This is a genomic window from Buchnera aphidicola (Melaphis rhois), from assembly GCF_005080745.1.
GTDB lineage: Bacteria > Pseudomonadota > Gammaproteobacteria > Enterobacterales > Enterobacteriaceae > Buchnera_B > Buchnera_B aphidicola_AT.
On sequence record NZ_CP033004.1, the window covers coordinates 67,786 to 80,880 of the forward strand.

Here is a 13,095-nt window from a genome sequence, read left to right on the forward strand (position 1 = left end):
TTTTTTAATGATTAGTATTATTAATTAGATTTAAAAATTTGAAAACAATGTTTTGATTATATCTTGTGTCTATAAGAAGAAAAGATAAAATAATATATTAATTTTAAAAGAATTTTTTTAATTTTAATAAATAAAATTATATAACGTTGAGTAATATTTTAGTGAGCGTGCATTTTTTAATTAGTTTGAAAATTAGATTGGCGTATTGATTAGAATATTATAATTACTTGAGTAATTCAGCGTAAGTCTGAGTTATTTAGTACACAATTAAAACTTATTTCGTGTGTTTAATTATGCTCTTAGTTATATACAATGTGAACGCTGTAATTATTAAAATATTTTTTATTTTAAAATAATATTTATTAGTATATTTTATATGTTTTTATACATTAAATTACTCTTATAGTAATTCTTTTATTTAATATTGAATATACATATATTTTATTAGTATTATTTTTTAATGTCTATTTTAATAGTTTTGTATACGTTTTGTATTAGTAGAATTACTATCTTTGAACTATATATGTTGTTTTAGGTTTATAGATGTCGTTTTTTAAAAAATTTTAAGTTTTGTTTGTTAACAAAAGTAGGCGTATTTAAATTTTAAAATGATTTGAATATACATTATTCTTGAATACGTTAGCTTATGTTTGTAAATACATAGTTACGTTTCATAACGTTAGTATGAATAGATTTTATTTTTACTTTAATTAACTGGTATTGTATGACATTTATAAAAAATTATATATTGAGATTACAAGAAAAGATTCGTTATTATGGGTACTTATATTATTCATTGGGTTCCCCAATTATTTCTGATAGTAGATATGATTATTTAATTAAAAAATTGAAATATTTAGAAAATAAGTATAAATTTACTTGGTTAAAAAAAGATTCTCCAACTTTAACAATAGGTTCTCCTGGTCTTTTAGGGTTAAAAAAATATAAACATATTACTCCGATGTTATCTTTAAATCACGTTTTTACCGCCAGTGATTATTTAAATTTTTATACAAAAGTTAAAGTCTTTTTAAAGGAACAAAAAATTAATTTTTGTTGTGAACTAAAAATTGATGGTTTAGCTATAAATTTGATCTATAGAAAAGGAACATTGAAAAAAGCAATTACTAGAGGTGACGGCATTACAGGAGAAGATGTAACTAGTAATATTTATTTGATTTCCTCTATTCCTAAACAGTTGTGCGGATTTAATTTACCTAGAACATTAGAAGTTAGAGGAGAAATTTTTATGTTAAAAAGCGACTTTGCGCGATTAAATAATAAAGCAATTAATAATCACACAAAAACGTTTTCTAATACTAGAAATGCTTCTTCTGGATTATTGCTTCAAAAACATTTAAAAACTGATGCTATTAAAAATTTAGTTTTTTGTTGTCATGGGTATGGTTATTTTCCTGATAATTTAAATATGTTTGATCATTCTAGTAGATTAATTCAATTAAAAAATTGGGGATTACCAATTAGTGGGTATAGTTCTATATTTAATTCTAATGCTGATATTTTAAATTTTTATAAAAAAATTAAAAGTATTCGAGATTTTTTAGATTTTGATATAGATGGAATTGTAATAAAAGTTAATTCTATTATTTTTCAAAATAAATTAGGGTATACACATAAAGCGCCACGATGGTCTGTTGCATTGAAATTTTTTGATAAAGAAAAAGTTTCTAAAATTTTAAAAGTTATATATCAAATTGGAAGAACAGGAGTAATTACCCCTGTTGCTCAAATTGAACCTATATGTATATCTGGTGTAACTATAAGAAAAGTTTCTTTACATAATTTTAATGTAATTAAACAATTAGATTTGCATATAGGAGATGTTGTTACAGTTAAACGTTCTGGAGATGTCATTCCAAAGATAGTTAGCGTTGTTAAATGCTATCGATCTAATCATGCGCAAAGAGTAGTGTCTCCTAAATTGTGTCCAGTCTGTAAATCTAAAATAAAACTAGACGATAATAGCGTTAAAGTTCGTTGTTCTTCAGGTGTGATGTGTAAAGGTCAACTTAAAAAATTATTATATTATTTTTGTTCTAAACACGGATTAAATATTTATGGATTAGGTTATAAAATTATTAGTAAATTAGTAGATAATAATTATATAAATAACTTTTCTGATTTTTTTAATCTTACTTATGATAAACTTAGTAATTTAGATGATATTGGAAAAAAAACAGTACTTAATATTATTAGTTCTATTAATCAATCTAAAAATATTACTTTATCTAAATTTTTGTGTGCTTTAGGCATTAGAGACATAGGATTGGGAAAATCTAAAATTATTACTAAACATTTTACATCTTTAAATAATTTAATGAATGCTAATATTCAGGATTTCTATTTAATTAAGGGGATTGGATTAAATACCGCGCATTATTTGTTCAACTTTTTAAATAATAAATCTAACAAAGAAATGGTTTTTCATTTGTCAAAAAACCTAAATATATATTCAGATCATATTAATCGTAATTCGATTGTGCATAAATCAAATATATTATTTAATAAAAGGATTGCTATTAGTGGATCGTTACAAACTTTTTTTCGAGTTGAAGTGATAAATATAATAAAAAAGTTAGGAGGTCATGTTACGTCAAACGTTTCAAAAAATACAGACTATATTATAGTAGGAAAAAATCCAGGATCTAAATTTATAAAATCTAGGACATTAAATACAAAAGTTATGTTAGAACACGACTTATTAAAAATTATAAAAATTTGCTTATAAAATAGTATTATATCTTTCGTTTTGGGTCGTGCAGGATTCGAACCTGCGACCAATTGATTAAAAGTCAACTGCTCTACCTTCTGAGCTAACGACCCCTTTTTTACATATATGGGTGATGACGGAATCGAACCGCCGACCTTCTCCGTGTAAAGGAGAAGCTCTACCAACTGAGCTAATCACCCTATAGATACTATTGTAAAGAATAGAAATACAGAGTCAATCTTTTTTTATAGAAATTTGTCATTTATTTTTTTACATATTATTTGACGATTACAGAATTTGAATAGTATTGAGGACAGATAGTATGTTAATTACGACAAGATTTGCTCCAAGTCCTACAGGTTGTTTACATATCGGAAGCATTCGAACTGCGTTGTATGCATGGTTATTTGCTAGAAGTAACAAGGGAAAGTTTATTCTACGTATTGAAGATACAGATGTAAAACGTTCTACACAATCGTCGATTTCAGAAATAATAGATGGTTTAAAATGGTTAGGATTAAATTGGGATGAAGGACCTTATTTCCAAAGTGATAAAATTGGATATTACAAAGATATTATTAATTTTATGATTAAATCTGGTTTAGCTTATAAGTGTTATTGTACTAGTCGCAGATTAGATATTCTAAGAAAGAAGCAATTATTAACTGGAAAAAAACCAAAATATGATCGGAAATGTAGAGATCTTTTGAAAAGTTCGGGTGATCTTGAATATGTAGTACGTTTTCGTAATCCAATAAGTGGAACAGTGTCATTTTTTGATGAAATTAGAGGAGAAATATTATTTAATAATGAAGAATTAGATGATGTTATTATTCAAAGAACTAATGGAATTCCTACATATAATTTTTGTGCAGTAATAGATGATAATGATATGAATATTACTCATGTGATTAGAGGAGAAGATCATATTAATAATACTCCTCGTCAAATTAATTTATTTCGATCGTTGGGGTTTAATGTTCCTATTTATGCTCATGTATCTATGATATTAGATATTAATGGTAAAAAATTATCAAAAAGGAAAGAGGTAGTAAGTATATTAGAATATAAATCACGAGGATATTTGCCAGAGTCGTTACTGAATTATCTCTTAAGATTAGGATGGGCATATGGAAATCAAGAAATTTTTAGTATTAACGATATGATAAAATTATTTACGTTAAAAGGAATCAATAGATCTCCTAGTCGTTTTGATGTAGGTAAGTTGTTGTGGTTAAATCGATTTTATATCAAGAATGTATCTAAATGTTCTATTGTAGAACACCTTAAGTACCAGTTTGATAAAAACAATATTAATTATTCAAATGGACCGGACTTAATTGAACTTATACAATTAGTTGGTACTCGCTATAATACTTTACAAGATATGGTTAATTGTTCTCGTTATTTTTACGATAATCATATTATTTTAAATGCAGATGCTGCTAAAAAATATTTAGTGAAATCTTCTATTGTTATTTTAGAATACATATATAATAAGATTTTACATCTTGATAAGTGGAGTTTAGAAGAGTTATTAACCATGATACATGTGTCAGTTGTTGAATTGAACATGAATTTTAGTGTGATATCTATGCCTATTCGTGTAGCTATTACAGGCAATACCATTTCACCTAGTATTCATATTGTCATATATGGAGTGGGTAAACTACGAGTTTTATCACGAATTAATGCTGCATTAATATATATTAATAAAAATTAGTATTGAAAAATACGAGTTCAATAGTTTTATAAAATATAGATGCAAACAAGAATTATTGAAGTACAATGTTTGTTGATTTTAATAAATACTATCTTTTGAGATTATATGGGGTTATAGCTCAATTGGGAGAGCATTTGCATGGCATGCAAAAGGTTAGCGGTTCAAATCCGCTTAGCTCCACTGAAACAACCTATATTCTTTAGAAAGAATCATATTATTTTTTTAAAATAATAGTTATGTAAATGAAATATTTATTTTTTTAATCACTTAAGGGTGATTTAATTTTTATGTATTGTATTTATATATAATTTATATATTTTAATGTAGAGTATATTTAGTAAATGACATAAATTATCAATACTTAATTACGATTTATTCATCATACAAAGTAATACAAGATATTTAATTGTTTTTATAATTTATACAATGTTAAGAATATTATTTATTATTTGTATTCTCTTTTTTTTTAGTGCATGTTTTTAATTTATATATATTTAACAAATAATAAGTCTAATATATTAAATGTTAAGTAAATAAACATTTAATATATTAGTAACGTTCAAATAATAACTACAAAATTAAATTTGTAAATTTAATAATTCTTTACAACCTGATACTAATTTATCTCGAACTTGTACTATTGTATCTGTAGATATTAGTGACTGCTGAAGATTCATTATAACATCATTCAAAGTCGTATGTTCATTCTTATTTAATTCAAGATTTTCAGATTCTTTCTCTGTTTCTTTTTGATTGAAACTAAGTAAATTAAACGCATCTTTTACATGATCCGTAAATTTTTGTGATATATCATGTGCGATTTTTCCTACATCTAGTAAGGAACCAAGAGTAGTTATTACGTCAAGACTATCTTTCATAGTGTCAATAGACATTGTTTTCTCTAAAAAGTAATACAAATTTAACGCATATTAACATAAGTTTAAATAGGATAAAATATTTTAAAATGTTATTTTGTGCTTATTTTATTATAAATAGTAATATTATTATAGTTATTTTGTAAATTCAGATTATTTAGTCAATATATAATAATAAATTATAAATAATCTTTATAAAGGAACAGTTTATGAATATTAGTTTTAAATCTAATTTTAACCCCAACGATAGAAATAAATCGCATCGTATTTTCTCTCATTTTCCGTTTCGTGGTAGTATTATTGTTTTAGTATTATTTGTATTATCAATAATAATTTTTTTTACATTTTTTTTTCAATCATCTAGTTATCACGTTCTTTATAACAATTTATCTAATGAAGATGAAAAATTAATTATTTCTCAATTGACTAAAATGAATATTCCTTTTAAGTTTAATGATAGTCATAGTGCTTTATTAGTACCAGAAAATAAATTACAAGTAATTCGCATCAGATTGTCTGAACAAGGATTACCTAAAGGTGCTAGTATTGGTTTTGAGCTATTAGATCATGAAAAATTTGGAATTAGTCAATTTAACGAACAAATAAATTATCAAAGAGCTTTAGAGGGGGAATTAGCACGAAGTATACAAAAAATAGATAATATTAAAACGGCTAGGGTACACATAGCATTACCTAAGAATTCTTTATTTATTCAAGAGAAAAAGTTACCTTCAGCTGCTGTAATTTTAGATATTAAAAAAGATTTAAATATTAGTTCTAATCAAATTAATGCGATTTTACATATGGTATCTGGAAGTGTATCTGGTTTATCTACAGATAATATTACTATAGTTGATCAAACAGGAAGATTATTAAACAGTAATGATTCTTTTAATAATATTGATAACATGAGATTACAATATTACGATGTGATCGAAGAACGCTATAAACAAAGAATTGAAAATATTTTAATCCCGATAGTAGGTGCTAATAATGTGCATGCACAAGTTACAGCACAAATAAATTTTGACGTTAGAGAAAGTACAGAGGAAAAGTATAAACCAAATTATAATAATAATAGCAAATCTATTCGATCACACCGAAGCAATAGTAATACAGAACTTGATGAAAAATACACAGAGAACTCTGTTACTTCTGATCCTTTGTCCGGTAAGTTAAATACTTTTTCTAATCGTTTATCACCTAATATTAATACTTTTAATAGTTCTACTTCTAAAGAGTTATCTTTAAATCATCTCTTTAATAAAGATATTAATCGTACATCTATATTACCAAAGTCTAGTACTAATCAAGATTATATTATTAATTATGAATTAGATCATACTATTTCACATAATAAGTTACAAGTAGGTAAAATTAAGCGCTTATCAGCTGCCATAGTAATAAATTATATTCGTGACAAAAATGGCGATTTGGTATCATTGAGTCCTTATCAGATAAATAAAATTGAACGTTTGATTCGAGAGGTTATTGGATTTTCTTCAAAAAGGGGAGATAGTATTTCTATAGTGAGTTCACAATTTATAAAACCTCCTGTATATATTTATAAAGACGTATCATTTTGGAATCAACCGTTGCTTCTAAACGATATATTTAAATACGCATTAATCTTACTATTTATAATAATGCTTTACTTTTTATATAAAATATTTTTTTCTAAAAAAATATTTAAAAGAAATAGTTCAAGAAATAATTCGACGAATGTTTCGAAAAATAATAATAATCGTAATACATTAGATATATTGGAAACACATGAAAAAGATACATCTATAGATCAGGGTTTTAGTAATTTGTCTAAAGACGATCCTTACGTTATAGCTACGATTATTCGAAAATGGATGGATAATAATAAAAAATGATTAATTTAGATGGTATTAGAAAAAGTGCTATTTTATTGATTACTGTTGGTATAGATAAAGCATCTGAAATATTAAAAGAGCTTTCTTATTCAGAAATTCAAGATTTAATTAAATGCATGTTTAATTTAAAAAAAATTCCTCGCGTAATTGTAGATCAAGTAATATCTGAATTTAATAGTAATTTTTCTACTAATAATTCTATTACTGTAGTAAATACAAATTATGTCATTGCTTTATCTAAAAAAGTATTAGGGGATAAAAATGCAAAAATGTTATTTAATGAGATTAAAGATAATAAAGATCTTATTTGTGGTATCAAACAGTTAAATACAATTAATCCTAAGAATATTTCTGATTTAATAAAACATGAACATCCTCAAATTATTGCAACTATGCTAATTTATTTAAATTGTAATCAATCTTCAGCTATTTTATCTTATTTGGAAGAACAATTAAGTCTAGATGTAATTTCGAGAATAGTTCAATTTACTAGTTTAAAAAGATCGGGAGAACACGAGTTAATTAAAATTATTAATTATTTATTAAATAATAATCAACAAAATATATCTAATAAAGGTGGAATAAAAACTGTAATAAAATTGTTAAAATTAATGACGTATGATCAAGAACAACGTATTATAAATAGAATTGGAAAATCAGATAAAGCATTAGCGAACGTTATTAAATCTAAAATATTATTATTTGAGGACATTGTACATCTTGATGATATTTATATTAAAAATTTGATTAAGAAAACTACATTAGATGATTTATCAGTAGCTATAAGTGCATCTAATGAATTATTAAAAGAAAAAGTATTGAAAAATATGTCTCAGAAAGATTCAGATTATTTAAAAAATTATTTTTCTAAAAAAGTTATTGTATCTAAAGACATTATTAAAGAAAAACAAAATAGTTTATTGAATATAATTAAGAATTTTTTGAAATAATATTAGATTTATATGTATGTAAAATATAGGAATGTATATGTCTCAAAATGCATCAGAAGTAATTTGGAAGAAATGGCATCCCGAAGAACTAAAAAAAAAAATGATATTGAATTAGATAATAATGTACATATCGATGACAAAAAATATAATGAGAGAGAAAAAAATCTGATTAACACGAACAGTGATCATACTATTAATAAAAGTGCAAAAAGTTATGATTTAGATCAAAAAAATGGTTATCAACAAGGTTTTTTAAAAGGAGAAAAAGAAGGTTTTATTGTTGGACTAGATAAAGCTTTATTAGAATTCAATAAAAAAAATGATGTTATTTTGACTAAAATGAATAACTTATTAGTAAGTTTTGAACAATCTTTAGCAGAATTAGATGATGTCATTGCTTCTCGTATAGTGCATTTAGCATTAAGTATCGCTAAAAAGGTTATAGAAAGTAATTCGTATTCCAATGATCAGAATTTGTTAAATAAAATAAGAGAACTGCTTAGAAATGAAAAAATTGTTTTTAATAAACCAAAATTGTTCATTCATCCTAATGATAAAGAGATAGTTGAGAAAAATTTTGGAACTATATTTTCTAAATATGGATGGTTAGTTTTTTATGATATCAAAGTATCTATGGGAGGATGTATTATTTCTTCGGGTGATACTATATTAGATTCAACTATATTTGGGCGTTGGACTGAATTATGCAGGTTAGTTTTAAAAAAGAGAACATAATGAATCTAAGAATAAATAAATGGATGAAAGAAACATTAATTTGTGAGCAAGAAATAATTAATCTTCCTAGTACAGTAAGTTATGGACGTTTAGTTGGATTTAATGGAGCTATTTTGGAAGTTAGTGGTTTGCAATTGCCTGTAGGGTCTGTTTGTTTTATAGAAAACTCTGAAAATATGCATAGTATTGATGAAATAGAAGCTGAAGTAGTTGGATTTAAAAATGAAATATTGTTTTTAATGTTATTACAAAATATAAACAGTATTATTCCTGGTTCTCGAGTTAGACCAAAAATGTCAGGCGGTATGAATTTCATGGTTCATAGATTACCGATATATGAAGGTTTATTAGGTCGAATATTAGATAGTACAGGTAAACCGTTAGATGGTTTAAAAGAAATTGACAAAAAACATCAAAAATCATTATCTCATTCAATATTTAACCCATTACATCGACATCCAGTTTCAGACGTATTAGATACTGGTATTCGTGCTATAAACGCATTATTAACCATTGGAAGAGGGCAAAGAATCGGATTATTTTCTAGTTCTGGATTAGGGAAAAGTGTATTATTAGGTATGATGACGAAATATACTGCAGCTGATATAGTTGTATTGGGGTTAATAGGAGAGCGAGGACGAGAAGTAAAAGAATTTATTGAAACTATTCTTACCAAAGAGTCTCTTAAAAAATCAGTAATCATTGCATCTCCTGCTGAATTTTCCCCGTTATTTCAAGTTCAGGGAGCTAATTATGCAGTTCGAATTGCTGAGTACTTTCGAGATAAAAACTTTCATGTATTGTTAATTATGGATTCTTTAACTCGTTATGCTATGGCTCATCGGGAAATAGCTTTATCTATAGGAGAGTTACCTGCTATAAAAGGATATCCTCCTTCGGTGTTTTCTAAAATATCATCATTGATAGAAAGAGCAGGAAATGGAAAAGAACGAAGTGGTTCTATTACAGCATTTTATACAGTATTAACAGAAGAAGAGGAAAAATATGATCCTATTGCAGATTCGTCTCGGTCTATATTAGATGGACATATTATATTATCTCGAGAATATGCTGAATCTAGTCATTACCCGGCTATTAACATTGAAACGTCTATTAGTAGAGTAATGTCAAATATCGTGGATTCTGTTCATAATACCAAAGCTTGTTACTTTAAAAAGTTACTTTCTTGTTATCAGAGAAATCGTGATTTAATTAATGTTGGAGCATATGTTTCAGGTACTAATTCGGAGTTAGATATAGCAATTACCTTATTACCAAGATTAACGAAATTTTTACAGCAAGGCATGCAAGAAAAGAGCTCATTTTCTGAATCTAAAAGAGATTTATATAAACTATTTAGTTGAGGATAGAAATATATGTTTAAAAATAAAAAATCTATTGAATTATTAAGAAAAATTGATAAAAAAAAAACCAACAATTATCTATTATTTTAGAAAAGATCGTTTTAAACAAAAATAAGATTCAAGATCAAATTAATTTATTATTAAAATATCAAAATGAATATCTTGTGAAATTGAATAAAAAATTATTGTATGGAATTGTAGGATTTAAATTAAACAATTATGATTATTTTATTTCTTCATTAATACATGGTATTGAACAACAAAAAAAAGTTATTGAAAAATATGATAAGCAATATCAAACATATTTTGTTTTGTGGCAAAAAAGCCAATATAGGTTGCGAATGTGGGATATGATATCTTCTAAATTGTTACATCATAGATATCAAATAATACAGCTAGAAGAACAAATGCACATTGATGAATGTGTTCAAAAATCTTTTTTTCAAAAAAGGTAGACTATTATTTATATGTTAAAGATTATTAAAACAGTTACTACTACTTTATTGCATTCAGAAAAATTTAATTTTCATCAGTTAAAATCCAAATCAAGATTAAAAACTTTTTATGAAATTTTTAATAAAAGTTTCTCATATAGTAAAAGTAATATTACGACATGCAATGTTAGTAGAAGATTAAAAATGAATAACTTTCTTAATATTGTTTCATTAACTGGAAAGATAAAAAAAAAGTGAATAATTTGATAGATGAAAAATATTTTTTAAATAATTTTTTTATATATGGTTATATATCTTATAGGTATCATTCACTTTTTTTGAATAGTATGAAAGGTTGTTTACAACTAGAAAAATTGTCTATGAATTTAAAAGTTTATAATAATTCGACAAAGTTTATTTATTTTTTTATTAAACAGTATATAAAACAGATAAGTTGTACGTTATTTAATGTATTAAATAAACAAACTAACTACGTTCATGTTTTCAAACATTTATATAGATACTTAATAAAGAATACACTGAGATTTATTTATTTTGCGTCTTCTGGTATTAACTGTTTAAGCTTTAATAATATATGCAAATTAGCAACGCATATTAAATCTATAATAGCTATGAATAATCTTTTAAAAAAAAACATATGTTATGATGAATACGTTCATATCATATTAGACTGCATGCGAACAATATTTTCCTCTGATTTTCATATATATTCAAAATATGATGATTATATAGAAAGAAAAAATTATTGTTCATTTCATGATTACAATCCTGATTCAATGAGAAGTTATTATATGCCATTAATTTATAAGAAATTATTAACATGTTTTTCTAAAAATAAAAAAATCGTAAAGTTATCTTTAAATGTGCAGCATTTAGGAACTTTACTTATACGATTAGAGATAAAAAAAAATAAATTTCTTAAATTAGATTTGGTGTCTAATAATAGTATTACACAAAAAGTTTTAACATCTGATATTTCTACTTTACGAAATATTATTTTCAAAAATGGAATGAAATTTAACGAAATTGTAGTTCGAAACCCAAATATTCAAGAGATTATATTACTAAATAAAAACAGTAATTGTTGTAGTTATACACGTAATATTATGAATATTATGTCAAAAAAAAAAATAAAACGTTTATATTAGAATTATATTGTCCTAAAATAAACCAAGAAATTGTTGATATTTACGTTTAATAATAAAATACTTTGTGCCACTAATTTTGAATTATTATGTTTTTAGTTATTTCATGTAATAATATTGTTATCAATCTACAACGAAATAAACATTTTTCAATGTTAGCGTTTTCTATATTAACATTTACATTTTAAGGTATTGTAATGAAAAATAACATTATTTTTAAAATTGGAAAAGACTATATAACGAAAAAGGGAAATAAGATCGCAATAGATTTTGTTTATAATTCAATAATAGATTATTATACCATACATCAAATAGAAAAATCTTTGAAAAATTTTTTTAATTTTTTTTCAAAAAAAATTTCTTTATTTTTTTTAGATTCAATGAATATTAATTTAGACGTTAAATTGAATAATATTCAATTAGCTAGGTATAATAGTTATAAAGAACATTTTGTTAATTCAAGATTTACTAATTCTTTTCAATTTATTTCACATGTAGAAACGGGAATAATAAGTTTTTCTGATGATATATTGCTATCTATTATTAATATTTTGTTTGGAGGTTCAAATTTAACTAAAGTTGTTCGCAGTAATGTTAATACATTAACTATATCTGAAACTAATATTATGAAAAAAATGTTAGATATTATCGAAAAAGCGTATAGTTTTTCTTGGAAAAATCAACATAGTATTAATTTTAATTTATCTGATTTTCAATTAATGACAAAAAGTGATTTTGAAAGAACAATATCTGAAAATAATGTTTTTTTATTTTCGTTATTTTGCATGAAAGTAGGTAATACAGTAGGATCATTTAGTATAGGTATTCCATTTAGTATTATTAAAATGTTTAAAGATAAATTGGTAAATAGACATGTTCAAAGTAATTTAACAATAAAAAGAAAAATTGAAACAATGTCATGGCCAGTAATATATAATATAAAAATACATTTGGACATTAAACTAATTGGTTTTTCATTATTTCTATCTAAAATATTAACTTTGAAAATTGGTGATATTGTTTCTATAAAGGCTCCAGAGGACGTTATAGCATATTCTAATAATACTCCTGTATTATCAGGGAAATGTAAAATGTATAAAAAAAAATATGTTTTTTTTTTGAAAAGTTTTTAGTATAAATGTAATAGTTATTATTAGGAAAATATTTATGAATGATATTAAAAACGTAGCTAAAAATAACAATGAAAATGAGATAAATGAATTAAAAGTAAGTATGG

Annotated in this window: 11 protein-coding genes and 3 tRNA genes; 11 read left to right on the top strand and 3 right to left on the bottom strand. The window is 24.4% G+C overall.

The features are described 5' to 3' along the window. Nucleotides 1-724 precede the first annotated feature (724 nt). On the top strand, nucleotides 725-2,749 hold the full coding sequence (ligA, locus tag D9V73_RS00295; RefSeq protein ID WP_158336280.1) for an NAD-dependent DNA ligase LigA: 2,025 nt from the start codon (nucleotides 725-727) through the stop codon (nucleotides 2,747-2,749). 22 nt (nucleotides 2,750-2,771) lie between these two features. Here the strand turns inward: ligA and D9V73_RS00300 are convergent. After that, nucleotides 2,772-2,844: transfer RNA gene (locus D9V73_RS00300), tRNA-Lys, on the bottom strand. A gap of 14 nt (nucleotides 2,845-2,858) precedes the next feature. Continuing rightward, a tRNA-Val gene (locus D9V73_RS00305) sits at nucleotides 2,859-2,931 on the bottom strand. Between the two features lie 122 nt (nucleotides 2,932-3,053). Between D9V73_RS00305 and gltX the strand changes: the two genes are divergently transcribed. Both gltX and D9V73_RS00315 read left to right on the top strand, forming a co-directional pair. Next, nucleotides 3,054-4,454, top strand: coding sequence for a glutamate--tRNA ligase (gene gltX, locus D9V73_RS00310; RefSeq protein ID WP_158336281.1), 1,401 nt, complete (start codon nucleotides 3,054-3,056; stop codon nucleotides 4,452-4,454). A 107-nt stretch (nucleotides 4,455-4,561) separates the two neighbouring features. Beyond that, nucleotides 4,562-4,634, top strand: a tRNA-Ala gene (locus tag D9V73_RS00315). Between the two features lie 398 nt (nucleotides 4,635-5,032). Here the strand turns inward: D9V73_RS00315 and D9V73_RS00320 are convergent. Beyond that, nucleotides 5,033-5,347 (bottom strand): flagellar hook-basal body complex protein FliE, encoded by a 315-nt coding sequence (locus D9V73_RS00320; RefSeq protein ID WP_158336282.1) that lies wholly within the window; start codon nucleotides 5,345-5,347, stop codon nucleotides 5,033-5,035. 191 nt (nucleotides 5,348-5,538) lie between these two features. On the opposite strand from D9V73_RS00320, the gene fliF reads away from it, so the two are divergent. The 8 genes from fliF (at nucleotide 5,539) to D9V73_RS00360 (ending at nucleotide 12,991) form a co-directional block, all read left to right on the top strand. Next, complete coding sequence (fliF, locus tag D9V73_RS00325; RefSeq protein ID WP_158336283.1) at nucleotides 5,539-7,209, top strand: flagellar basal-body MS-ring/collar protein FliF; 1,671 nt, start codon at nucleotides 5,539-5,541, stop codon at nucleotides 7,207-7,209. Continuing rightward, entirely contained in the window at nucleotides 7,206-8,159 is a 954-nt protein-coding gene (locus D9V73_RS00330) for a FliG C-terminal domain-containing protein (RefSeq protein WP_158336284.1), read from the top strand. The genes fliF and D9V73_RS00330 overlap by 4 nt, the downstream gene beginning before the upstream one ends. Nucleotides 8,160-8,231: 72 nt before the next feature. Beyond that, nucleotides 8,232-8,894, top strand: coding sequence for a FliH/SctL family protein (locus D9V73_RS00335; protein WP_187307828.1), 663 nt, complete (start codon nucleotides 8,232-8,234; stop codon nucleotides 8,892-8,894). After that, a complete protein-coding gene (locus D9V73_RS00340) occupies nucleotides 8,894-10,258 on the top strand; it encodes a FliI/YscN family ATPase (RefSeq protein ID WP_158336768.1) in 1,365 nt (454 codons plus the stop codon). The genes D9V73_RS00335 and D9V73_RS00340 overlap by 1 nt, the downstream gene beginning before the upstream one ends. 95 nt (nucleotides 10,259-10,353) lie before the next feature. After that, entirely contained in the window at nucleotides 10,354-10,713 is a 360-nt protein-coding gene (locus D9V73_RS00345; protein WP_261979197.1) for a flagellar export protein FliJ, read from the top strand. 12 nt (nucleotides 10,714-10,725) lie between these two features. After that, nucleotides 10,726-10,950, top strand: coding sequence for a hypothetical protein (locus D9V73_RS00350; RefSeq protein ID WP_158336287.1), 225 nt, complete (start codon nucleotides 10,726-10,728; stop codon nucleotides 10,948-10,950). A gap of 374 nt (nucleotides 10,951-11,324) precedes the next feature. Continuing rightward, on the top strand, nucleotides 11,325-11,861 hold the full coding sequence (locus D9V73_RS00355) for a flagellar hook-length control protein FliK (RefSeq protein WP_158336288.1): 537 nt from the start codon (nucleotides 11,325-11,327) through the stop codon (nucleotides 11,859-11,861). Between the two features lie 194 nt (nucleotides 11,862-12,055). Next, complete coding sequence (locus D9V73_RS00360) at nucleotides 12,056-12,991, top strand: hypothetical protein (RefSeq protein WP_158336289.1); 936 nt, start codon at nucleotides 12,056-12,058, stop codon at nucleotides 12,989-12,991. Nucleotides 12,992-13,095 lie beyond the last annotated feature (104 nt).